This is a genomic window from Acinetobacter bereziniae, from assembly GCF_016576965.1.
Lineage (GTDB): Bacteria > Pseudomonadota > Gammaproteobacteria > Pseudomonadales > Moraxellaceae > Acinetobacter > Acinetobacter bereziniae.
Window position 1 is genome coordinate 2,153,367 of record NZ_CP066119.1, and the last position, 21,773, is coordinate 2,175,139.

Sequence of the window (21,773 nt, forward strand, 5' to 3'; positions counted from 1 at the left end):
AAGTTGATAAGTAGCTACACTTAGCACTTCAAAAATTCAGCCTGAATTAGATTAAATTGCAAATGAATACACAACGTGAACACTTGATACAAACATGGATAACATCTGTACTCAGTTCAGATCAATTTGAAATCAATTTTTTAGCAGGCGATGCGAGTTTCCGTCGTTATGCACGAATTACTTTGAATAATAAAACATTTATGCTGATGGATGCACCTCCTGAGAAGGAAGATTGTCGTCCTTTTGTTGCGATTGATGAATTCTTTGACTCAAATGGTGTCAGAGTTCCGCATATTGTTGCAAAAGATCTACAACAAGGTCTGTTATTGCTTGAAGATTTTGGTGATGTTCTGCTGTCTACACAATTAAATGAACAAACAGTAGACGCACATTATGCGCAAAGTTTTAAACAGTTGGTGCAATTGCAATCAATTGAAGGTAAAGCGCATCTACCCGCATATGCATATGAAAAGTTAATTTCAGAAATGGAGTTGTTAACGGACTGGTTATTGCCTGCTTTAAACATTCAAGTGAGTCAAGAAGAGCAAGCTTTAATCAAACGAACTTTTGCAATATTGGCAAATGCTGCTTTGGCACAGCCACAAGTGATCGTTCACCGAGACTTTCATAGTCGCAACTTGATGATTCTTGAAGGTGAAGTTGAACAGGGTATCATCGATTTTCAAGATGCTGTGATTGGTGCGGATACCTATGATTTGATTTCAATTACCCGTGATGCTTATGTGCAATGGAATCCTGAACGTGTGTATTCATGGTTTAAAATGTTCTATGCGCTTTTACCTGAATCAGCGAAACATGAGCGTAGTTTTGAGCAGTTTAAACAAGATGCCGATTTGATGGCAATTCAGCGTCATATCAAAATTTTAGGTATTTTTGTGCGTTTATTTGAGCGTGATGGAAAATCAGGTTATCTCAAAGATTTACCACGCGTAATGTGGTATTTACTGGAAGAGTCTAAACCGTATGCGGAATTGCAACCGTTTATGAACTTTATACATACAAGAGTTTTGCCTAAATTTGAAGACAAATATGGCAAATATGAGGTGGTTGCAGCATGAAAGCAATGATTTTAGCTGCAGGGTTAGGCAATAGAATGCGTCCTTTAACCTTATATAAGCCAAAACCTTTATTGGAGGTAGGAGGCAAAGCACTTATTGTTTGGCATATTGAAAAATTAAAAAAAATAGGTGTGACTGAAATTATCATTAACTCTGCATGGTTGGCAGATATTTTGATTGGTACATTAGGAGATGGTGCTCAGTTTGGTGTGACAATTCGCTGGACCAGAGAGGATGAGGGTTTGGAAACCGCAGGAGGCATTATCAATGCTTTGCCTTTGTTGGGCGACGAGCCTTTTATTTTAATCAATGGTGATGTTTGGACCACATTTGATTTCTCTGCCTTACTTGATGTGAAACTTGATAAAGATTTAGCACATTTGGTTTTTGTTACAAATCCTGAACAGCATCCTGAGGGTGATTTCACTTTGTTAAATGGTCGAGCTTATACTTTTGATCAAGAACAGCTTGGTGAAAATTTAACCTATAGTGGTGTCGCTATCATCAATCCTAAAATGTTTGATGGTTTGGAACATGGTAAACGACCATTGGCTCCATTGCTCAAACAAGGCATGTTGGATGGCAAGATTTCTGCAGAAAAGATGCAAGCGGCATGGGTTGATGTAGGGACTCCTGAGCGTTTAACCGCCTTAGATTTGCAAATTAGACAGGGTGTATATGCTTAACTGCATATTAACTCATCGTTAACTACTGTTCCACGGGCTAGAAATCGGTATACTTTCAGCTAATTTTTTAGAGATGTTATTCGATTATGCATCCATTTTTTCAAGAGTTAAAGCAAGGTAGCTTAAAGCTTGGCTTAGAACTGACTGATGAAGCTTTAGAATTGTTGTTGCGTTATCAAGATGCACTCGTCCTGTGGAACAAAGCATATAACTTAACCGCAATTCGTGATCCCAAAGAAATGTTGGTTAAACACTTGTTGGATAGTTTAAGTATTTTAAATGATTTACCTCAAGGTCGTTTGTTAGATATCGGAACAGGTGGCGGCATGCCTGGGATGATTATTGCATTGTGTCAGCCAGCGCGTCAGTGCGTGTTGCTTGATTCGAATGGTAAGAAAATTCGTTTTCTGAAACAGTTTATTGCAGATTTAAAATTAAAAAATGTTGTTGCGGTGCAGACGCGCGTAGAAAATGAAGACAGTATCAATGACCTTGGGCAGTTTGATGTGATTACCAGTCGTGCATTTGCTTCATTGACTGATTTTGTCGCTGCCTCAAAACCTTATATGCATGAGAAAAGCATTATTGCTTCAATGAAAGGATTAGTGCCTACAGAAGAAGTGGATGCACTGAAAGATCATTGGCAATGTGATATTGTAGAACTGCATGTGCCGCGACTGGATGAACAACGTCATTTACTTTTATTAAAACAGATCTAAAACAGACAAAGGATTGGGGTTACCATGGCTCAAATTATTGCTATCGCAAACCAAAAAGGTGGCGTCGGTAAAACCACAACAGCCGTAAATTTGGCTGCCTCTTTGGCAGTATTGAAAAAGCGTGTTTTATTGGTCGATATGGACTCTCAAGGCAATGCCACAATGGGGTCTGGAATTCAAAAAAATGATTTATTGTATTCAGTTACTGATGTGTTGCTGAGTGAAGTTCCAATTGAAACAGCGATTACTAAAGCTGAAGTCGGTTATAAAGTTTTAGGTTCAAATCGTGATTTGGCTGGTGTAGAGCTGGCAATTGCAGAACAAGAAGGGCGTGAATTTATTTTACGTAATGCTTTGCAACAGATTGAAAAAGACTTTGATTACATTATTGTCGATTGCGCTCCAAGTCTCAGTTTGATTACAGTAAATGCACTGGCTGCAGTTGATGCTGTCATTATTCCAATGCAATGTGAGTATTATGCACTGGAAGGTCTTGCAGATTTGACACAAACCATCGATAAAATTCAACAAGCGCTGAACCCTGAGTTGGAAATTATTGGGGTGCTTCGAACCATGTATGATGCACGTAATGCATTGACTCGTGATGTTTCTGCCGAACTTGAACAGTATTTTGGCAAAAAACTTTATGATACAGTGATTCCGCGTAATGTGCGTTTGGCTGAAGCGCCAGCACATGGTTTGCCGATTATTTATTTTGAGAAAAGCTCTAAAGGTGCAATTGCATATTTAAATTTAGCAGCTGAAATGTTGAAAAAGAGTAAAGTGAAAAAAGGAAATAAAGCATGACCGTTAAAAAAAGAGGCTTGGCTAAAGGTCGTGGCTTAGATGCATTATTAGGTTCAATCCAAAAAGAAAAATTACAGCTTGAAGTTCAAGCTTTGGATCATGGTCAGTTAAAACAGATTGATGTCAATCAATTAAAACGTGGTGCATATCAGCCGCGTCGCTTTATTGATGAGCAAGACCTGCAAGAGCTTGCAGCTTCGATTAAAAAACACGGTGTTATGCAGCCGATAGTGATTCGTCCAATTGAGAGTGCTGAAACACCTTACGAAATTATTGCGGGTGAGCGACGTTGGCGAGCTGCACAGTTAGCGGGTTTAACAGAAATCCCCGCAATTGTTCGTGATTTGACTGATCAAGTTGCGATTGCATTGGCATTGATCGAAAACATTCAACGTCAAGATCTTAATCCTGTAGATCAAGCTTTGGCTTTACAGCGTTTCCATGATGAATTTGGTCTAAGCCATCAAGAAATTGCGGATACGGTAGGTAAGGCACGTACAACCGTGAGTAATTTATTACGCCTATTAAGTCTCGATGATGAAATTAAAAATCTGATGCAACAAGGCTTATTGGATATGGGGCATGCGCGTGCCATATTGACCTTGAAAGCCAAAGATCAATTACAAATTGCCAAAATGGTAATTGATCGCAACTTATCAGTTCGTCAAACTGAACAGCTGGTACGTGATTGGAATACGCCTAAACAGGAAAAATCTAAAGACCCACTTGCACCTGATGTGCAGCAATTGACGCAAAAACTTTCGGAACGTTTCAGCGCCAGTGTAAAATTAGATTATAACAAGCAAGGCAAAGGGAAGTTGGTCATCAGTTATAACTCACTTGATGAATTGGATGGTATTTTAAATATCTGTTTAGCAGAACAATAATTTTTTCATGATTGATTAATTTGGGGAACTAAAGATGTGGGAACTTGTTAAAGCCGGCGGTTGGTTAATGCTGCCATTGGTTTTATGTTCGATTTTTACAGTTGCAATTTCGATCGAGAGATTTATACGACTAAAACGATCTTTAGTTCTGCCTAAATCATTGATGCTGTATAAAGGACGAGATATTGATGAGGTTCTAGATGTTTTGGAACAGGATCAGTCTGCGCGCCAATCAGCATTGGGGTATATTTTTAAAGATGCCGTGGATGCTTATTCGCAAGGTGAAGAATACGCGCGCGCGCAAATGGAAGTGACAGCTTCACGTGAAATCGGATATTTAGAAAAAAACATCAATTTCTTGGGGACTTTAAGTGCTGTTGCACCTTTGTTGGGTTTGTTAGGCACAGTAATTGGGATTATCGAGTCATTTTTAGTGATTGATTTGGGTTCAACTGCAAATCCAACCATGATGATTCCAGGTATATCAAAAGCGTTGATCACAACAGCCGCTGGGATGTTGATCGCAATTCCTGCTCTGTTTGCTTATCGTTATTTTCAACGTTTGGTACAGGAATATGTGGCTGAATTAGAACAACAATCAACATTATTTCATGCAGCATTATTTTTTCAAAAACACCTTGAAAGTGCACAACGAAAAGCAGGTTAAGGCTGAGCTGGAGGTGTTTTATGAAATTTAAACGAAGAACGGTTGAAGATATTCATATCAACCTTACCCCATTGATCGATTGTTTATTGTTTATCTTGGTGATTTTGTTATTGACCACCACTTTTAATCAACAGAGTCGTATCAATCTGTCTTTACCTGATGCGCAAGGTGTTCCGCCAAAAGAATACAAAAACAAGATTGAAGTCATGGTAGACTCGACAGGTCATTATGCGGTAAACGGTCAGGCACTTTCCAGTAAAGAGTCTGCTGATTTAAGTACTGCGATCAAACAGGCAGCCAATGATAAACGTGATTTAATGTTTGTCATTGCCGCTGATGCGAAAGCCACTCATCAAGATGTTATTCGAGTAATGGATGTCGCAGGACAACTGGGTTTCGTCAATATCAATATCAGTACTAAAGTTCCATCTCGAGGTTATTAATTCGTGAATCAAGATTTTAAGGTTTATATTCGCCTATTGGCATATTTGAAGCCATATTGGGGGGCAGCCTTACTCGTTATTGTCGGATTTGGAATAAATGCAGCCACTGAAGTCTCAGTTGCTAAGTTACTCAAATATATTATTGATGCGATTCAAAGCGGTAGCCGTAGTGATCTCGATTGGTTTCCTGCATTAATTATTTTGCTTATTTTCTTTCGCGGTTTAGGTTTATTCATGGGTGGGTATTTCACCGCTGTGATTTCCAGAAGTTTGGTGTTTAGTATACGCCAAGAAATTTATGCCAAACTGCTCAAACTGCCTGCACAATATTATCTTGATAACTCATCAGGTCATATTACTGCAAAGATTATGTATAACGTTGAGCAGTTAACGGCAGCTTCATCAGAATCACTGAAAACATTGGTTCGAGACGGTACGATTACACTCGGTTTATTGGGCTATTTACTTTATACCAATTGGCGTTTAACACTGTGTATTTTTATCTTTATGCCCATTATTGGTCTGCTGGTACGTAAAGCATCTAAGCGTATGCGTAAACTATCGATTCAAGTGCAAAATACCATGGGTGATGTTAACCATATTGTGCACGAAACAGTAAGCGGTAATGCTGTTGTTAAAAGCTTTGCTGGTGAGGATAGTGAACAAGCTCGTTTTTACAAGTCATCCCAAGAGAATTTAAGACGCGGCTTGAAAATGGTCGTGGTGCAGAATTTAAATAGCCCACTTGTGCAATTGGTGATGTCGTTTGCATTGGGGATTATTATTTGGTTGGCATTACGTCCGCAAATTTTGGGTGATACTTCAGCGGGCGAGTTTGTCGCTTATATCACTGCAGCAGGTTTGTTGGCAAAACCAATTAAAAACTTAACAGATATCAATGAGAAATTACAGCGTGGTATGGCTGCTGCATATTCAGTGTTTGAGGTTTTAGATTTACCACAAGAAGAAAACACGGGTACAAAGACTCCTGAGCTACAAGGCAATATTAAATTTGAGCATGTTGATTTAACCTATAAAAATAATGTCAAAGCAATTGATAATTTATCATTAGATATACAATCAGGACAAACTGTCGCACTGGTTGGTCGTTCTGGGGCTGGAAAATCATCACTTGTTAATATGTTGGTGCGTTTCCAAGAAAAAAGCGCAGGTGAAATCTATTTAGATGATTTACCGATTTGTGATATTGAATTGACATGTTTACGTTCGCAAGTTGCGATGGTCAACCAACAAGTGGTTTTGTTTGATCGAACTGTTCGTGAGAATATTGCCTATGGTCAGTTGGAAGCAGCCACAGAAGAGCAAGTAATAGCTGCTGCAAAAGCGGCTTATGCACATGATTTTATCATGGCATTGCCAAAAGGCTATGATACGCCATTGGGTGCGCAGGGGCTTAGCCTATCAGGAGGGCAACGTCAACGAATTGCGATTGCACGTGCACTTCTTAAGAATGCGCCTATTCTTATTCTGGATGAAGCGACCAGTGCTTTAGACAATGAATCTGAGCATTTCATTCAGAAAGCCTTTGATGAAGCAATTTTAGATAAAAATCGAACAACGATTGTAATTGCGCACCGTCTTTCGACTATTGAAAATGCAGATAAGATTGTGGTTATGGATAAAGGGCGTATTATAGAACAAGGTAGCCATGCTGAATTGTTGGCAAAACACGGCGCTTACTATCAGTTACATGAACGCAATTTTGAGGAATAACGGATGTCTCTCGCGCAAATCATTCAAGATGCTTGGAATAAACAATCCAAGTGGTTGATTGTACTGCGTCCGTTGTCATGGCTATATCAATTTGGTTTTGTTCTCAATAAACAATTGTATCAATTTGGACTCAAAGAAACGTATAAAGCTCCAGTCCCGGTGATGATCATTGGAAACATCACTGTAGGTGGAAGTGGGAAAACTCCACTTTTGATTCAGTTGGTCAAATATTTACAACTTAATCAGGTTCGTGTCGGTGTGATTAGTCGTGGTTATGGGGGTAAGGGTCCATTTCCTGCACTGGTAACATTAGATTCCTTACCTGAAGCGGTGGGTGATGAGCCTTGTTTGATTGTGCAATCGACTGATGTGCCTATGGTGGTTGGCGCAAATCGCCGTGCAAGCATTGAGCTGTTGCTTCAGCGTTATGATTTGGATTTGATTATTAGTGATGATGGTTTGCAGCATTGGGCATTGCAACGACAGATTGAATGGATTGTTTTAGATAATAATCGAGGCTTAGGGAATAAAAAAATGCTTCCCGAAGGTTATCTGCGAGAACCAATCAGTCGTTTAAAGCAAAGTACAGTGATTGAACATGCGCAACAGCCACATTCACCATTGAACATGCATTTAGAGGTTGCCGAACCTTATTTGTTAAATCCTTTTTTTGATCAAGCTGAAGCTTTTGACCCCACGCTCGATTATTATGCGGTGGTGGGTATTGGGTTCCCACAGCGATTCTACAATACTCTGGAAAGTATTGGTGTGAGCCAATTTCAATGTCATGAGTTCCCAGACCATCACGATTATGAAATTGATGATTTACAATTTGAAGATGCAAATCCAATCATTACGACTGAAAAAGATGCGGTGAAATTACTGGCTTTATTAAAAGATCATCCTGAATTTAATCGCGAAATTTGGGTGGTTCCAGTCGGTGCAGTACTCTCAGAAGAATGTTATTTGCTCCTTAATCAACAACTCTCTCAGCTTGGTATTGATCTAATACAAGGTTAATTTGATGAAACATATTGTTATTCCTGCACGTTTTTCGAGTACACGTTTACCTGGAAAGCCACTTTTAGAAATTCATGGTCGTGCAATGATTCTGCGTGTCGTTGATCAAGCAAAAAAAGTTCAGGGGTTTGATGATCTGTGTGTGGCAACAGATGATCCACGTATTGCCGAAATTTGTCGTCAGGAAGGTGTGGATGTGGTGATTACAGATCCTAATCATCCCTCGGGTACTGATCGTCTGAGTGAGGTTGCTCGAATCAAAGGTTGGGATGCAGATGATATCATTGTCAATGTGCAAGGCGATGAACCTTTACTCCCTGCACCTTTGGTCATTCAAGTCGCAACACTGCTTGCCGAAAATCCACAATGTTCAATGTCAACACTATGCGAACCCATTCATCAGCTTGAAGAGTTCCAGCGTGAAAGTATTGTTAAAGTGGTCATGTCAAAGTTTAACGAAGCGCTTTATTTCAGTCGTTCACCGATTCCGTATGAACGTAAAACTGGACAACTGAATGATCAAACATTACATCAATCTGCATATCGACATTTAGGTTTGTATGCGTATCGGGTGAAATTGTTACAAGAATATGTGACTTGGGATATGGGCACTTTGGAGCGTTTAGAGAGCCTTGAACAATTACGTGTTTTAGAGAATGGACATCGTATTGCCATAGATATTGCACAAGTCAATTTACCGCCAGGTGTGGATACACAAGCAGATTTAGATCGTTTAAATGCCTTAGATGTTTCTGTTTTTAAATAATTTATATTTAAGCTATTTATTTTTAGGTCTTCAATTTATGGATGCATCAAGTTCTCAGGTTTACCCTTGGCAACAACAAACATGGGATACACTGACTACACGTTTTCCCAAATTAGGACACGGTCTGCTATTTTATGGTAAAAAAGGCTGTGGCAAAGATGCTTTTGCACAGCATTTTTTGTCATGGGTTTTATGTTTAAATAAGACACCACAAGGTGCTTGTGGTGAGTGTAGCAGTTGTCAGTGGTTAAAATCGGATACCCATCCTAATTATGTCAATATCACGACCGATGAAGAGAATAAGAAACAAAACGCGAAAATTAAGATCGAGAAGATCCGTGATTTACTACCATTTGTGCAACAGACAGTAGATGGTTGGCGCGTTATTGTGATTGAACCCGCTGAAGCATTAAATATTGCTTCAGCAAATGCATTATTAAAAACACTCGAAGAGCCTGGTGAACGGGTATTAATTATTTTGTTGGCGGATCATTATCTAAAGCTTCCAGCAACAATTCGTAGTCGATTACAGCATTTTGCGATGGATCGTATTACTCCTATACAAACAGAGCAGTATTTACAGCAACAACTTCCTGTAGAAAAACATGCTCAAATTCAGTTGTTGATGAACTTATCTAACAATATGCCTTTACAAGCACAGTCCCTTGCAGAATTGGATTGGCTGAATCGGCGTGGGGAATTTTTGCAAGATTGGTTCAAACTGGTCAGTCAAAAAAGCATGCCAATGCAGTTTGCTTCAAAATGGAATAAAGAACTGAGTTTTTATGATCTGATTCAAATGTTTGAATACTTGTTGTCGGATATAATTTGTGTCAAGCTGAATCAAGTTGTCAAAAATTCAGATTTAGTGTTTTCAGAGATTGTCATGCAATATGATTTACAAACACTGTTCTCGATTTATGAAAACTTACAACAAGCGAAACTCAAAGTTGATCAAAATGTACAAACAAATCTAATTATTGATCAACTCACCATTCAATTAATGAATGTGACATAAAATTTGAATATTTAAGGGGAATAATCATGCAACCACGTATGGGCGGTTTGATTCAAGTGAACATCGCTGATCGAGCAACTTTACAGGCAAGCTATATGCCATATATTTTAGGTGGTGGTTTGTTTGTACCTTCAAAAACCCCAGTCAAAATGGGTGATGAAGTTTTTGTGCTTGCGGGCTTGCCAGATCAATCACAAAAAATTCCTTTAACGGGTAAGGTGATTTGGATCACGCAAAAACAAAATGGTATGAAGCCTCAAGGTTTTGCAATTCAGTTAACTGGTGAAAAAGGCGTCTATTACAAAATGGAAGCAGAAAAACTACTCGCTGGGAGTATGTCTTTGGATCGTCCAAGCTTTACAATGTAAGCCAATTTAGAATATTTAGGAAAGCCTGTGTTTGTTGATACGCATTGTCATTTAACCATGTTAAATCTTGAACCTTATGCAGGCGATTTGGATCTAGCATTACAGCAGGCACGGGATGCAGGGGTCTCTAAATTTATGGGGATTTCTGTGGATTTAGATGACCATATTGTGCTTGCTGATATCGCTGCACGTCATGCCGATGTTGGTTATAGTGTTGGGGTGCATCCTTGTGAAGATCCAGAGATGATGCAGCGCGCAACTGTAGAAAAACTTGTGGAACTTGCACAAACTGAAAAAGTTTGGGCACTGGGTGAAACAGGGTTAGATTACTTTCACAGCACCGAATTTATAGAAGAACAAAAACAATGTTTCGCACGACATATTCATGCATCGCAAATCGTCAACAAACCTGTAGTTGTACATACCCGTTCTGCAAAGCATGAAACTGTCGATATTATACGCGCTGAAAAGTCGACGCATGGTATTTTGCACTGTTTTACTGAGGACTGGGAAACTGCCAAAGCTGTTTTGGATTGTGGCTATTACATTTCATTTTCTGGGATTGTATCCTTTAAAAATGCACAGGATTTAAGAGATGTGGCTAAACAAGTACCACTTGATCGTGTTCTGATTGAAACAGATAGTCCTTATTTAGCGCCGATGCCTTATAGAGGAAAGTCTAACGAACCTAAATACGTTCCCTATGTAGCCAAAGCCTTAAGTGATGTATATGATAAAACACTTGAGGAGATAGCTTTCATTACCACGCAAAATTTTGAAAATCTTCTTCAACAAAAGTAAAGCGCCACTGATTGATAAAATCATGACTAGAAGTGCGTCAATTTATTAACGGATAGAATTAACAAGAGAGTTTATCGGGTGAAGATGGATCGACAGGCTCAATTTAGAGCAAGAGAAGCTTTAATTTTTCAGGTTGCTGAACAATTGCTTTTAGAAAACGGTGAAGCGGGGATGACATTAGATGCACTCGCAGCGGAACTAGATCTAGCGAAGGGAACACTTTATAAACATTTTCAGAGTAAAGATGAACTTTACATGCTGCTGATTATTCGTAATGAACGCATGTTATTAGAGATGGTGCGAGACACTGAAAAAGCTTTTCCAGAGCATTTGGCTTTTTTTATGCTGCACCATTTACATCATCCTGAAAGAGCGGTGTTATTTCATCAAATTGAAGAACGTTTATCGACTACAGGACAAGGGATTTATCACTTGTTTAATGAGCTTTATCAGGTTCGCAAACAACGTCTTCGTCTGATTATTCGGATGACGGAAAGTTATTTGGAGTCCATAAATAGTTTGATGTCAGTACGTGATTATTTGGCTTCGATTTGGTCAATAACACATGGCGGCGCTGCAATACTGAATTCAAGTTTTTATCAACGTTATTTGGGTTGTCGAGATACTTTGCGTGTGGCATTGATTGATCAAGCATTGGCGATTCCCAAACACCCACAAGCTTCAGAACAAGTGGCTTAACGGTTATGAAGCGTATGCCAACATCTCTCAACAATAAAGGTTTTACCTTGATTGAGGTGATGGTTGTCATTGTGATTATCAGCATTATCGCTTCATTGATTGTTTTAAATATTGACGGTGTTGATCAGCGTAAGGCGATGCAAGCACGTGAGATGCTATTGCTTGATTTAAAGCAAATCAATCGTGAAGCCAATGATCAATCCCGTATTTATGCTTTGGATTTTCATGCTGCAACCGATGTCGCTACCGCACAATATGGATTGGTCGAATATATTCCCATGCAGCGAGATCCAGTACAGCGTGTACGTGTGATTGATAACAAGCCTTGGAAAGATGTTACAGATTTTACCCGCCGAAATTTGCCAGATCAGGTTTCATTTTCTATTCAGCCTCAAGAGCATCAGTTTCGAGATGCCAATAATGTGGATTTATTGGGAAATAATGCACCTAAATTGATTTGGTTTGGCAATGGAGAAGCAAAACCTGTCATGATTCAAATGTATTATCAACAAAAACCTGTAGGTGGTGTGATTCGGGTAGACTATTTAGGTAAAGTCGATGAAGAAAAATAAAGGCTTTACCCTTATCGAAGTGGTAGTGGCATTGGCGATCTTTGCTGTTGCAGCAATGGCTTTGACTAAAGTTGCGATGCAATATACCCAATCTACAGCCAATGCCATTCTACGGACCAAAGCACAATTTGTTGCACAAAATGAAATTTCAATGATGATGATTAACCGAGAGTGGTTAACTGGAACAGCTTCAAAACAGATCACGGCTCAAGGTGAAACATGGCAAGTGGATAAAAAAGCAGAGTCTACACTGAGTCCTGATGTGCAAAAAATCGATGTGCAGGTCAGTTTATTTAATACTGATACAGGTAAAGTGGAAGCAGGAATCACCAATATGGTGTTTTATAATTATCCAATCAAAGAAAAATAGTCATGAACGTCGTCCAAAATAAAAACAATAATACTGTCAAAATGCAGAAAAGATCAGGTTTTACTTTGATTGAGCTACTTGTCGCAATTGCTATTTTTGCTGTGCTTTCTGCCTTGGGTTGGAAAATATTTGATTATTTGATTAAGGTCAAAGATCGTAATGTGATGCACGAAGAGAATTTAGGGCAACTCCAAGGTGCATATCAACAAATTCAGCGTGATACATTGCAAATCGTGCCAATTTCAGCCCGAAGTGGTGAACAAGTTGAACCTGCATTGCGCTTAGATCGACAAAAACTATCATTTAGTAAAGCTGGTGTTACAGATCCTTTAAAGCAAGGTCTCTCACCTTATGAGCGAATAGAATACGGTTATGACCAGCAAGAGAAGAAACTATATCGATTAAAGTATTCCAATCTGAATCGAAATAGCTCGGAACAACCATTGTCGAGTGTCATGCTGACGGATGTAGATGCCTATCAAATTGAAATACTCAATCCAAATGAGTCAGATCGTTGGCCAAATGACTTAACTAAAAATGATAGCCAATTACCGCGTGGAATTAAAATGAAAATCACGATTCATGAAGTAGAATATGAGTGGATTTTTAGTTTATTGAATACTGATTTTTTGATAAAGAATAATCAAAATGGATAAATCATTTATACAATTCAAACCACAGCAAGGGATTGCCTTAATTACTATTTTAGTAATGGTGGCTTTGGCAACTATTATTGCTGCATCAATTGCAAAACATCAAAGCTATACCAATGAAAGCACAGGCTTTTTAAAACGTCAAAGCCAAGCCTTGTTCTATGCCAAAAGTGCAGAAGCTTTTTATTCTGAGATATTGGTTCAGGATAGTGAGAATGGGAAAGAGGCTGACTACCTTCAAGAAACATGGGCAAAACCCATGCCAGCCTTTCCAGTGGAAGATGGTTATGTCTCAGGTGTTTTGGAAGATGAATCGGGTAAATTCAATCTCAATAGTTTATTAAACACTGAAGCTAAGCCGAATGAGGCAGCACAGAAATATTTCTCTAAATTGTTGGTGCGTGTTGGTTTACCCGCGGATAACGTTCAGGCGGTTATTGATTGGCAAGATCCTGATAATGAAACGATCGGCGCAATGGGAGCAGAAACAAGCTACTATCAAGGTCTCCCTAAACCTTATTCTGCTGCAAATCGTAAATTTGCCAGTATTGAAGAGTTAAAGTTGGTGCGTGGTTTTGAAGGTACCAAATATGATTTGATTGCGCCTTACATATCAGCTTTACCAGACATCAATACGCGAATTAATGTCAATACAGCACCTGCCATGGTTTTGGCAGCAATCAATGAAAAATTAGATGTCAATAGCATACAAACTGCATTAAATGCACGCCAAGAAAAACTTGAGTATTTTGCCAATGTGGGTGATTTGATGAAAATATCACCCTTTGATAGTTTGGATGCAACGGAAAAAACAGAAGCAGACAAAATTTTTGGCGTGAGATCGAATTATTTTAAAGCAAAAATCGAAGTCTTATTAAGCAACCGTAAGCGTCAATTTACCAGTCATTTGTTACGAAATGATCAGTCGCAAGTGTTTGTATACTCACGAAGTTTGGCACCTTTTTAATTAAAACATTAAAAGAATTATCTGTAAGTTTATTATTCTAAAAGGATTTTTAAGGTTGTAAAAAGGTTGGTTGAGATATTTTATTGAATTGGATAAGCTCAATCCAAGCCAAAAAAGGGGATTATCCTTTTAGCTAATTGTAATGAACGAGAAAATTAATGCTCAGGGTTCGAGTTTTGCTTTATAATCGAGTTTCTTAACCGCTTTGTTTATAAAATTTGGCTCATGTTAATTCGTAAGTTATTTAAGTTTGAAAATGCACATATTGTGCGTAATTGCACATCAGATCGTTGTAAGCGATCTATACATGGGCATAGCTATAAAGTTGAGTTATTACTGAAAGCTTCAAAACTTGATCATGGTCAAATGGTATATGATTTTGGATTGCTGAAAGGAATAATCAAAGAAATTTTTGATAGCTTTGATCATGCGATATGTTTTTGGCAAGAAGATAGTCCTGAGTATATTCAAGCGTGTAAAACATTTAGTGCGCGTTGGGTGGCATTACCTGTTTCACCTTCAGCTGAGCAGTTTTCACGCGTATTTTTCTTTCTTGCGCAACAGGTTCTAAAATCAACCATTACCCAGAATGGTGAAGGTGATGTTGAGGTTTATTCTGTTATCGTGCATGAAACAGATACAGGATATGCGCAAAGCTTTCAGGAAGATATTGAAAACACACAAATGGGACTGCTAAGTTTGGATAAAATTATTTTTTCTGAACAAGTTCAAGTTGAGTGGACAGACCCTGAAATGTATGAAAAATTGAAACAAGGTGTTCAATTTCAAAACCCTGAAGTGGATTTACAGGTTAAAATATAAATTGCGGTTTCAATCAAGAAATCCATTGAGATATAGATACGTTTTTAGGAAATTAAAATTTAGGATGAAAGTTGATGCAATTGTCTGAACTCGAACAAACAAAACTAAATCAAGTTCGGTTAGATCAAAGTTGGAAAGAAGGCTTGGCTGATTTCCTATTAAGTCAGCAAATGGATGATTTGCGTTCTTTTTTAGTGGCTGAAAAAAATGCAAACAAAACCATATATCCACCAAGCTCGCTCATTTTCAATGCCTTAGACACGACGCCTCTTCCAAATGTGAAAGTGGTGATTCTTGGACAAGACCCTTATCATGGTCCTGATCAAGCGCATGGATTGAGTTTTTCTGTACAAAAAGGGGTGGCATTACCTCCGTCTTTACGCAATATTTTTCATGAACTGAATACCGATTTAGGTGTTCCAGTCTCACGACATGGTGATTTGAGTAAATGGGCGCAACAAGGTGTATTACTGCTTAATAGTGTATTGACTGTAGAGGCTGGGCAACCTACATCACATCAGAAACGTGGTTGGGAAAATTTTACCGATCATGTCATTGATGTACTCAATGAGCGAAGAGAGCATATTGTGTTTATCCTATGGGGTGCATATGCTCAGAAAAAAGGACAACGTATCGATCAGAACAAACACCTTGTATTAAAGGCTGCTCATCCATCTCCATTGGCAGCAAATCGTGGTGGTTTTTTTGGTTGTAAGGTTTTCTCTAAAACAAATAATTACCTGAAACAACATGGCATTGAGCCAATCGACTGGCAGCTGGACGCATGACAAATTCTCCCGAAATAAATAACTATCACCCTGATTTGATTATCGAAGAAGCGCAAAATGGTTGGCGCATTATTCGGTTAAATCGCCCTAAATCGCTTCATGCGCTGGATGAATCCATCGTTGCAGCACTATTGAAGCTGTTTGAAGATTTTCATGATGATGATGCAGTCAAGGCAATTTGGTTAGATTCAACTACACCTAAGGCATTTTGTGCCGGTGGTGATGTGCGTAAGCTTCGTCAATTGGTGATTAACAATGAAGTCGAAACTGCCAATCAATTCTTTGAAACGGAATACGCTTTAGATCTATTGCTGCATAACTATGCCAAACCTATTGTTGTTTGGGGTGAAGGTTATGTTATGGGTGGTGGTTTAGGCTTATTTATGGCTGCACCATTCCGTTTGGTGACGCCTTACTCTCGTTTGGCGATGCCAGAAGTGAATATTGGACTTTATCCAGATGTTGGTGCGACGCGATTCTTGGCAGATCGTGGTCCTATCGGATTATTTACTGGTTTAACAGGATCCATCATGACTGCTGCAGGTGGTTATGGAATTGGTTGGGCAACCCACATTTGTGATGCGCAACGTGATGTGGTGTTGCAAAAATTACTCGATATTGATTGGGATCATTATCCTGCTGGTGATTTCCGTGCTTTGGATGACACGCTAAATAGTTTACATCGCCCAGTTTCACCGGGTCCTCTACAAAACTCATTGGATGTAATCCATAGTGTTTGTCGTGGTGTAAACTTTGAACAAGATTATGAAGCGATCATTGGTTTAAGCGATGCACGCAGTGACTGGTTGCGCCAAGCCAGTGAGAACTTACAAAAAGGTTCTCCAAGTACTGCTGCAATTACATGGTTATTATGGCAATGGGGACGCCAAGTTCATTCTTGGGCTGAAGTATTTGAGTTGGAAAAGCAAATTTCTGACTGGAAAATTCGTCATCCAGATTTTGTTGAAGGTGTGCGTGCGCGTTTAGTTGACAAAGATCTTTCTCCAGAGTGGGAAAAGGTTGAATCAAGAACGTTAAAAGGCATTCTTGGACACAATCCGCCGAAAACGACTATTGAAAGTTGGAATGTACTATTGACTCAATATGGCATTATCTAGTCTAAAATGACTGAATTGTCGCAGCAAAATGTTGATGAAAAATGGATGCAACTTGCTTTAGAGCAAGCTGCATTCGCAGCTTCCCTTGGTGAAATACCTGTAGGTGCAGTCTTGGTCAGTCAAGGCCAATTAATTGGCATGGGCTTTAACCAACCGATTGCACAACATGATCCTACTGCACATGCCGAGATTCAAGCACTCCGGCATGCTTGTCTCAATATTCAAAACTACCGACTTCCTGAAGATACCACTTTATATGTAACGCTTGAACCTTGCACAATGTGTGTAGGTGCGTTGATACATGCTAGGGTACATCGGGTTGTATTTGGTGCAGAAGAACCTAAAGCTGGTTCGCTCATCAGTAGCCGAAGGTTGTTGGAGACGGGTTACTACAATCATATATTTGAATATCAAGGTGGATGTTTGCAGCAACAATGTTCACTTCAATTGTCTAATTTTTTTAAAATGCGTCGTGAACAAAAAAAACAATTAAAGCAACAACAAAAGACCTTAAATGACACATTAAAATGATCTAGAATACGGGTGTTTTTAATGACAATTGATATTGTCAAAAATAAATGCGATAAAATATATGACCAGCATAAAAGGATACAATAATGAATTCTATTCAAGTAAAACAAGAGTTTGATGCACCAGTTGAACAGGTATTTGACTTACTGTCGAAACATGCAACCTACAATGTGGCATTTGCGCCTGTACAAGTGGTACGTGTAAAAGATGCGGCTGATCCTGAACGTCCAGATGGATTAGGGTCGATTCGTCGTATGGGATTTGGTCCGATTAAACCAATTCAAGAGCAAATCACGTATCTAGATGTCAATAAACGTATCGAATATAAGTTGATTAAGAATCCACTCATCAAACACCATATTGGAATTATTGAGTTTGAAGAGCTTTCACCAAATAAAACCCGTGTTAACTATACGATCGAATTACAAGCACGTGCACCTTTTGTGAGTAAATTAATACTTGCACAGCTTAAACTAGCGATTACACTTGGCTTTAAGAAACTTGCAAAGTCTGTAGCTTAATTGGAAATACAATGACAATTCAAATTATCACGATTGATGGACCGAGTGGTTCTGGTAAGGGAACACTGGCAGCAAAACTCGCAGATCATTATCAATTTCATCTCTTGGATTCTGGGGCGCTCTATCGTTTGCTTGGGTTGTCGTTACATCAAAAAGCATTGTTGGATACTTTGGATGATGTGGATACACTTCAACAAAGCGTTACAATTGCAATGCATTTGGATATTGTGTTTAAGACGACTGAAACGGGTACAACTATTTTACTCGATGGGGAAGATGTGACCCAAACCATCCGTACTGAACGGGTGGGGGAATTTGCTTCAAAAGTTGCTGCAATTCCAGCGCTTAGGGCGGCTTTGGTTGAACGTCAGCATGCATTTGCTCAAATGCCTGGTTTGGTTGCAGATGGTCGAGATATGGCGACTTCGATCTTTCCACAAGCGCAAGCTAAAATATATCTCACCGCATCGGCTGAGTCCCGTGCAGCACGTCGTGTAAAACAGTTGCAGGGAATGGGGCTGGATGTTAAAATAAGCGACATTTTAGCTAATATACAAGCTCGAGATAAGCGAGATATGGAACGCGCAGTCGCTCCACTCAAGCCAGCAGTAGATGCTTATATCATCGATAGTTCGGAATTGAACATTGATGAAGTATTTAAACTGATGACTGATTATGTCGATACTCATTTAGCTAAGTAACGAATATTTAATTAAATATTAGCAAAAGCATAGCTTGATCAGTTTCATATGGACTATGTAGATGCTTAACTAAACCGGCCTTGTCTGATCCAAGACCGCTGACTTTTCTAGGTATATCATGACCGAATCTTTTGCAGCCCTCTTTGAAGAAAGCGAATCAACTCTTAATATCGACAAAGGTGCCGTTATTAAAGGTATCGTTGTTAGCATCGACTCTGACTGGGTTACTGTTGACACTGGCCTTAAATCTGAAGGTGTTGTTGCACGCTCAGAATTCTTAAACGAACAACGTGAACTTGAAGTTCAAGTTGGCGACGAAGTTGATGTTGTTGTTGAAGCGCTTGACAACGGTATGGGTCAAACAGTTTTATCACGTGAAAAAGCGAAACGTGCTGAAACTTGGACTAAACTTGAAAAAATCTTTGAAGACGGCGAAATCGTTACTGGTGTTATCTCTGGTAAGGTTAAAGGCGGTTTCACTGTTGACATCGGTCCAGTTCGTGCATTCTTACCTGGTTCATTGGTAGACACTCGTCCTATCCGTGACACAACTCACCTTGAAGGTAAAGAGTTAGAATTCAAAGTAATCAAACTTGATGCTAAACGTAACAACGTTGTTGTATCTCGTCGTGCTGTTATGGAAGCTGAATCTTCAGCTGACCGTGAAGCGCTTCTTTCTCAATTGGAAGAAGGTCAAACAGTTACAGGTACAATCAAAAACCTTACTGATTACGGTGCATTCGTTGACCTTGGTGGTATTGATGGTCTTCTTCATATCACAGATATGGCTTGGAAACGTATCAAACACCCTTCAGAAGTTGTTGAAGTGGGTCAAGAAGTTACTGTTAAAGTACTTAAATTTGACAAAGAACGTAACCGTGTATCTTTAGGTCTTAAGCAATTAGGCGAAGATCCTTGGTTAGCGATCATGAACCGTTATCCTAAAGGTTCTATCGTTAAAGCGCGTGTAACGAACTTAACTGACTACGGTTGTTTCGCTGAAATCGCTGAAGGCGTTGAAGGTTTAGTTCACGTTTCTGAAATGGATCACACCAACAAAAACATCCACCCATCTAAAGTTGTTCAGATTGGTGATGAAGTTGATGTTATGGTTCTTGAAGTTGATGAAGAGCGTCGCCGCATTTCATTGGGTATCAAGCAAACTCGTGCGAACCCATGGGAAGAATTCTCTAAGTCACACGACAAAGGTGAAAAAGTTTCAGGTACGATTAAGTCAATCACTGACTTCGGTATCTTCATCGGTTTACCAGGCGGTATCGATGGTCTAGTTCACTTGTCTGATATTTCTTGGAACGAACAAGGCGAAGATGCCATCCGTCGTTACAAGAAAGGTGATACAGTTGAAGCTGTTATCTTGTCTGTAGATGCAGAAGGTAACCGTATCAGCCTTGGTATCAAGCAAATGAACAGCGATCCGTTCAATGACTTCTTAGCTGCTAACGAACGCGGTGCGTTGGTTAAAGGTACAGTAACTGCAGTTGACGCTAAAGGCGCTACTGTTAAGTTAGCTGACGAAGTTGAAGCTTCTTTGAAAGCATCTGAAATCAACCGCGATCGCGTTGAAGATGCAACTAAATTCTTAGAAGTTGGTCAAGAAGTTGAAGCTAAAATCATCAATGTAGATCGTAAATCACGTTCTATCAACTTGTCGATTAAAGCGAAAGACGAAGCTGAAGAGAAAGAAGCAGTAGCTAACTTGAAGACAGCTGCAAATGGTCAAGACAATGGTCCTAAGACTATTGGTGATTTGATCAAAGCGCAAATGAACCACTAAGTTATTGTTAAGAAGTATTATTTAATGTAATTAATTAATATTTTTTATTCAAATACTGTAAAAGGTAGCGTAGTATATGATGACTGCGCTACCTTTTTGTATTTAAAAAGGATATTATCTAGTGTATGTCAAATAGCATTAAAATTAATGAGGTCTTAAATGACAACTGAAGCACTTAATAAGTCTGACTTAATAGAAAGAATTGCTCTCAAGAACCCACATTTGGCAGAGCCATTGGTTGAAGAAGCAGTAAAAATTATGATTGATCAAATGATTGCATCATTGTCTTCAGATGATCGTATTGAAATTCGTGGTTTTGGTAGCTTTGCACTACACCACCGTGAGCCGCGTGTAGGTCGTAATCCTAAAACAGGTAAGTCTGTAGAAGTTGCAGCGAAAGCAGTGCCGCACTTTAAGCCTGGTAAAGCATTGCGTGATGCAGTAAACGAATCTGCTAACTAATAAAATTCGAATGGGGTGATTATGCGCTATTTCTTAGTTGCATTACTGTTGGTGGTATTTGGCTATGCTTTAGCATTAGTCCTACAAAATCCTGCTGAACTACCAGTAGACTTGTTGTTTACTCAGGTACCAGCAATGCGTTTAGGGCTATTACTATTATTGACTTTAGTCCTCGGAATTGTTCTTGGATTGTTGCTTGGTGTACAGGTTTTCCGTGTATTCCAAAATGCTTGGGAAGTTAAGCGTCTTCGTAAAGATATTGATCATCTCAGAAAGGAACAAATTCAGACTGCGCAATTGGCTGCTGCTGAAGCTGCTGCAAATGCTCGTCATGAAAAGACGGTATTAGATATTCAACCTGAAAACAAGAATTCTAATCCTCTTTAATCATTATGCTAAAAAAGCGCTTTATCTCACTGGTAAAGCGCTTTTTGCTTTCTTATTGATTCTTAAAATCGTACTACTTGATCAAGCGAAACACAGTAGTAACAAGCGTAGATACGAGAATAATACTGATCAGCGAATAATTTTTCCAAATTAGATACAAACCGACAGCGACACCGATAATTTTAGCAAAATCAGTCGATTCGTTGCCTTCAAAAAAAGTACTCAAGATTGCAATCGAAAAAAGTAAAGTGGTTGCTGCATCATTAAACAATTGTTCTTGCTGTTTACTGATCGAAAAATAATGATTAAATGCCAAGCCTGAGTAGCGAATTAGGTATGTGCCACCTGCAAGAATCATAATACCAATTAAAATAATCATTTGTTGATTCATG

Annotated in this window: 28 protein-coding genes; 27 read left to right on the top strand and 1 reads right to left on the bottom strand. The window is 39.0% G+C overall.

Annotated elements, in window-relative coordinates; translation table 11 throughout:
• Window positions 1–62: 62 nt before the first annotated feature.
• The 27 genes from I9192_RS09965 (at window position 63) to I9192_RS10095 (ending at window position 21,381) form a co-directional block, all read left to right on the top strand.
• Window positions 63–1,079: an aminoglycoside phosphotransferase family protein gene (locus I9192_RS09965; RefSeq protein WP_009586646.1), complete on the top strand. Its 1,017-nt coding sequence runs from the start codon at window positions 63–65 to the stop codon at window positions 1,077–1,079.
• Entirely contained in the window at window positions 1,076–1,765 is a 690-nt protein-coding gene (murU, locus tag I9192_RS09970) for an N-acetylmuramate alpha-1-phosphate uridylyltransferase MurU (protein ID WP_151811124.1), read from the top strand. The genes I9192_RS09965 and murU overlap by 4 nt, the downstream gene beginning before the upstream one ends.
• Before the next feature lie 86 nt (window positions 1,766–1,851).
• Entirely contained in the window at window positions 1,852–2,484 is a 633-nt protein-coding gene (gene rsmG / locus I9192_RS09975; protein ID WP_004831002.1) for a 16S rRNA (guanine(527)-N(7))-methyltransferase RsmG, read from the top strand.
• 24 nt (window positions 2,485–2,508) lie between these two features.
• Window positions 2,509–3,291 carry a ParA family protein gene (locus tag I9192_RS09980; protein ID WP_004831001.1) on the top strand — a complete coding sequence of 261 codons (783 nt, stop codon included), beginning with the start codon at window positions 2,509–2,511 and terminating at the stop codon, window positions 3,289–3,291.
• Complete coding sequence (locus tag I9192_RS09985; protein ID WP_004831000.1) at window positions 3,288–4,178, top strand: ParB/RepB/Spo0J family partition protein; 891 nt, start codon at window positions 3,288–3,290, stop codon at window positions 4,176–4,178. The genes I9192_RS09980 and I9192_RS09985 overlap by 4 nt, the downstream gene beginning before the upstream one ends.
• 34 nt (window positions 4,179–4,212) lie before the next feature.
• A complete protein-coding gene (locus tag I9192_RS09990; RefSeq protein WP_004830999.1) occupies window positions 4,213–4,845 on the top strand; it encodes a MotA/TolQ/ExbB proton channel family protein in 633 nt (210 codons plus the stop codon).
• Window positions 4,846–4,865: 20 nt separating this feature from the next.
• On the top strand, window positions 4,866–5,288 hold the full coding sequence (locus I9192_RS09995) for an ExbD/TolR family protein (RefSeq protein ID WP_004830997.1): 423 nt from the start codon (window positions 4,866–4,868) through the stop codon (window positions 5,286–5,288).
• A gap of 3 nt (window positions 5,289–5,291) precedes the next feature.
• The gene (msbA, locus tag I9192_RS10000; protein WP_004830996.1) at window positions 5,292–7,022 is read left to right on the top strand and encodes a lipid A export permease/ATP-binding protein MsbA; all 1,731 of its coding nucleotides are present in this window, start codon (window positions 5,292–5,294) and stop codon (window positions 7,020–7,022) included.
• 3 nt (window positions 7,023–7,025) lie between these two features.
• Window positions 7,026–8,042, top strand: a complete 1,017-nt coding sequence (gene lpxK, locus I9192_RS10005; RefSeq protein ID WP_005029269.1) for a tetraacyldisaccharide 4'-kinase — start codon at window positions 7,026–7,028, stop codon at window positions 8,040–8,042.
• 4 nt (window positions 8,043–8,046) lie between these two features.
• Complete coding sequence (kdsB, locus tag I9192_RS10010; protein WP_005029263.1) at window positions 8,047–8,808, top strand: 3-deoxy-manno-octulosonate cytidylyltransferase; 762 nt, start codon at window positions 8,047–8,049, stop codon at window positions 8,806–8,808.
• 37 nt (window positions 8,809–8,845) lie between these two features.
• Window positions 8,846–9,826 (top strand): DNA polymerase III, delta' subunit, encoded by a 981-nt coding sequence (locus I9192_RS10015; RefSeq protein ID WP_005029261.1) that lies wholly within the window; start codon window positions 8,846–8,848, stop codon window positions 9,824–9,826.
• 26 nt (window positions 9,827–9,852) lie between these two features.
• Window positions 9,853–10,194, top strand: a complete 342-nt coding sequence (locus tag I9192_RS10020) for a PilZ domain-containing protein (RefSeq protein ID WP_004830992.1) — start codon at window positions 9,853–9,855, stop codon at window positions 10,192–10,194.
• A gap of 27 nt (window positions 10,195–10,221) precedes the next feature.
• Window positions 10,222–10,995, top strand: coding sequence for a TatD family hydrolase (locus I9192_RS10025; RefSeq protein ID WP_005029259.1), 774 nt, complete (start codon window positions 10,222–10,224; stop codon window positions 10,993–10,995).
• 84 nt (window positions 10,996–11,079) lie between these two features.
• Entirely contained in the window at window positions 11,080–11,694 is a 615-nt protein-coding gene (locus tag I9192_RS10030; RefSeq protein ID WP_005029256.1) for a TetR/AcrR family transcriptional regulator, read from the top strand.
• Window positions 11,695–11,699: 5 nt separating this feature from the next.
• Complete coding sequence (locus I9192_RS10035; protein WP_005029254.1) at window positions 11,700–12,266, top strand: prepilin-type N-terminal cleavage/methylation domain-containing protein; 567 nt, start codon at window positions 11,700–11,702, stop codon at window positions 12,264–12,266.
• A complete protein-coding gene (gene gspI, locus I9192_RS10040; RefSeq protein ID WP_004830987.1) occupies window positions 12,253–12,636 on the top strand; it encodes a type II secretion system minor pseudopilin GspI in 384 nt (127 codons plus the stop codon). The genes I9192_RS10035 and gspI overlap by 14 nt, the downstream gene beginning before the upstream one ends.
• Window positions 12,637–12,638: 2 nt before the next feature.
• Window positions 12,639–13,292 (top strand): type II secretion system minor pseudopilin GspJ, encoded by a 654-nt coding sequence (gene gspJ / locus I9192_RS10045; protein ID WP_005029252.1) that lies wholly within the window; start codon window positions 12,639–12,641, stop codon window positions 13,290–13,292.
• Window positions 13,285–14,256: a type II secretion system minor pseudopilin GspK gene (gene gspK / locus I9192_RS10050; protein ID WP_004830985.1), complete on the top strand. Its 972-nt coding sequence runs from the start codon at window positions 13,285–13,287 to the stop codon at window positions 14,254–14,256. The genes gspJ and gspK overlap by 8 nt, the downstream gene beginning before the upstream one ends.
• 225 nt (window positions 14,257–14,481) lie before the next feature.
• Entirely contained in the window at window positions 14,482–15,078 is a 597-nt protein-coding gene (locus I9192_RS10055) for a 6-pyruvoyl trahydropterin synthase family protein (protein ID WP_005029250.1), read from the top strand.
• 74 nt (window positions 15,079–15,152) lie between these two features.
• Complete coding sequence (gene ung / locus I9192_RS10060) at window positions 15,153–15,866, top strand: uracil-DNA glycosylase (RefSeq protein ID WP_004830983.1); 714 nt, start codon at window positions 15,153–15,155, stop codon at window positions 15,864–15,866.
• A complete protein-coding gene (locus I9192_RS10065) occupies window positions 15,863–16,984 on the top strand; it encodes an enoyl-CoA hydratase/isomerase family protein (protein ID WP_004830982.1) in 1,122 nt (373 codons plus the stop codon). Before ung ends, I9192_RS10065 begins: the two co-directional genes overlap by 4 nt.
• 6 nt (window positions 16,985–16,990) lie before the next feature.
• Complete coding sequence (tadA, locus tag I9192_RS10070; RefSeq protein WP_005029246.1) at window positions 16,991–17,515, top strand: tRNA adenosine(34) deaminase TadA; 525 nt, start codon at window positions 16,991–16,993, stop codon at window positions 17,513–17,515.
• 86 nt (window positions 17,516–17,601) lie between these two features.
• The gene (locus I9192_RS10075) at window positions 17,602–18,036 is read left to right on the top strand and encodes an SRPBCC family protein (protein ID WP_004830980.1); all 435 of its coding nucleotides are present in this window, start codon (window positions 17,602–17,604) and stop codon (window positions 18,034–18,036) included.
• Between the two features lie 11 nt (window positions 18,037–18,047).
• Window positions 18,048–18,737: a (d)CMP kinase gene (cmk, locus tag I9192_RS10080; protein ID WP_004830979.1), complete on the top strand. Its 690-nt coding sequence runs from the start codon at window positions 18,048–18,050 to the stop codon at window positions 18,735–18,737.
• A 118-nt stretch (window positions 18,738–18,855) separates the two neighbouring features.
• Window positions 18,856–20,532: a 30S ribosomal protein S1 gene (gene rpsA, locus I9192_RS10085; protein ID WP_004830978.1), complete on the top strand. Its 1,677-nt coding sequence runs from the start codon at window positions 18,856–18,858 to the stop codon at window positions 20,530–20,532.
• A gap of 159 nt (window positions 20,533–20,691) precedes the next feature.
• Window positions 20,692–20,994, top strand: a complete 303-nt coding sequence (locus I9192_RS10090; RefSeq protein WP_004720793.1) for an integration host factor subunit beta — start codon at window positions 20,692–20,694, stop codon at window positions 20,992–20,994.
• Between the two features lie 21 nt (window positions 20,995–21,015).
• The gene (locus tag I9192_RS10095) at window positions 21,016–21,381 is read left to right on the top strand and encodes a lipopolysaccharide assembly protein LapA domain-containing protein (RefSeq protein WP_004830977.1); all 366 of its coding nucleotides are present in this window, start codon (window positions 21,016–21,018) and stop codon (window positions 21,379–21,381) included.
• A 73-nt stretch (window positions 21,382–21,454) separates the two neighbouring features.
• On the opposite strand, the gene I9192_RS10100 is transcribed toward I9192_RS10095, so the two are convergent.
• Complete coding sequence (locus I9192_RS10100; RefSeq protein WP_005029240.1) at window positions 21,455–21,772, bottom strand: AzlD domain-containing protein; 318 nt, start codon at window positions 21,770–21,772, stop codon at window positions 21,455–21,457.
• Window position 21,773: the final 1 nt, after the last annotated feature.

What these genes read in the sequence shown, in the direction of transcription:
- I9192_RS09965 (WP_009586646.1), top strand. Translation starts at nt 63, where the DNA reads ATGAATACACAACGTGAACACTTGATACAAACATGGATAACATCTGTA.
- murU (WP_151811124.1), top strand. Translation starts at nt 1,076, where the DNA reads ATGAAAGCAATGATTTTAGCTGCAGGGTTAGGCAATAGAATGCGTCCT.
- rsmG (WP_004831002.1), top strand. Translation starts at nt 1,852, where the DNA reads ATGCATCCATTTTTTCAAGAGTTAAAGCAAGGTAGCTTAAAGCTTGGC.
- I9192_RS09980 (WP_004831001.1), top strand. Translation starts at nt 2,509, where the DNA reads ATGGCTCAAATTATTGCTATCGCAAACCAAAAAGGTGGCGTCGGTAAA.
- I9192_RS09985 (WP_004831000.1), top strand. Translation starts at nt 3,288, where the DNA reads ATGACCGTTAAAAAAAGAGGCTTGGCTAAAGGTCGTGGCTTAGATGCA.
- I9192_RS09990 (WP_004830999.1), top strand. Translation starts at nt 4,213, where the DNA reads ATGTGGGAACTTGTTAAAGCCGGCGGTTGGTTAATGCTGCCATTGGTT.
- I9192_RS09995 (WP_004830997.1), top strand. Translation starts at nt 4,866, where the DNA reads ATGAAATTTAAACGAAGAACGGTTGAAGATATTCATATCAACCTTACC.
- lpxK (WP_005029269.1), top strand. Translation starts at nt 7,026, where the DNA reads ATGTCTCTCGCGCAAATCATTCAAGATGCTTGGAATAAACAATCCAAG.
- kdsB (WP_005029263.1), top strand. Translation starts at nt 8,047, where the DNA reads ATGAAACATATTGTTATTCCTGCACGTTTTTCGAGTACACGTTTACCT.
- I9192_RS10015 (WP_005029261.1), top strand. Translation starts at nt 8,846, where the DNA reads ATGGATGCATCAAGTTCTCAGGTTTACCCTTGGCAACAACAAACATGG.
- I9192_RS10020 (WP_004830992.1), top strand. Translation starts at nt 9,853, where the DNA reads ATGCAACCACGTATGGGCGGTTTGATTCAAGTGAACATCGCTGATCGA.
- I9192_RS10030 (WP_005029256.1), top strand. Translation starts at nt 11,080, where the DNA reads ATGGATCGACAGGCTCAATTTAGAGCAAGAGAAGCTTTAATTTTTCAG.
- I9192_RS10035 (WP_005029254.1), top strand. Translation starts at nt 11,700, where the DNA reads ATGAAGCGTATGCCAACATCTCTCAACAATAAAGGTTTTACCTTGATT.
- gspI (WP_004830987.1), top strand. Translation starts at nt 12,253, where the DNA reads ATGAAGAAAAATAAAGGCTTTACCCTTATCGAAGTGGTAGTGGCATTG.
- gspJ (WP_005029252.1), top strand. Translation starts at nt 12,639, where the DNA reads ATGAACGTCGTCCAAAATAAAAACAATAATACTGTCAAAATGCAGAAA.
- gspK (WP_004830985.1), top strand. Translation starts at nt 13,285, where the DNA reads ATGGATAAATCATTTATACAATTCAAACCACAGCAAGGGATTGCCTTA.
- I9192_RS10055 (WP_005029250.1), top strand. Translation starts at nt 14,482, where the DNA reads ATGTTAATTCGTAAGTTATTTAAGTTTGAAAATGCACATATTGTGCGT.
- ung (WP_004830983.1), top strand. Translation starts at nt 15,153, where the DNA reads ATGCAATTGTCTGAACTCGAACAAACAAAACTAAATCAAGTTCGGTTA.
- I9192_RS10065 (WP_004830982.1), top strand. Translation starts at nt 15,863, where the DNA reads ATGACAAATTCTCCCGAAATAAATAACTATCACCCTGATTTGATTATC.
- tadA (WP_005029246.1), top strand. Translation starts at nt 16,991, where the DNA reads ATGACTGAATTGTCGCAGCAAAATGTTGATGAAAAATGGATGCAACTT.
- I9192_RS10075 (WP_004830980.1), top strand. Translation starts at nt 17,602, where the DNA reads ATGAATTCTATTCAAGTAAAACAAGAGTTTGATGCACCAGTTGAACAG.
- cmk (WP_004830979.1), top strand. Translation starts at nt 18,048, where the DNA reads ATGACAATTCAAATTATCACGATTGATGGACCGAGTGGTTCTGGTAAG.
- rpsA (WP_004830978.1), top strand. Translation starts at nt 18,856, where the DNA reads ATGACCGAATCTTTTGCAGCCCTCTTTGAAGAAAGCGAATCAACTCTT.
- I9192_RS10090 (WP_004720793.1), top strand. Translation starts at nt 20,692, where the DNA reads ATGACAACTGAAGCACTTAATAAGTCTGACTTAATAGAAAGAATTGCT.
- I9192_RS10095 (WP_004830977.1), top strand. Translation starts at nt 21,016, where the DNA reads ATGCGCTATTTCTTAGTTGCATTACTGTTGGTGGTATTTGGCTATGCT.
- I9192_RS10100 (WP_005029240.1), bottom strand. Translation starts at nt 21,772, where the DNA reads ATGAATCAACAAATGATTATTTTAATTGGTATTATGATTCTTGCAGGT.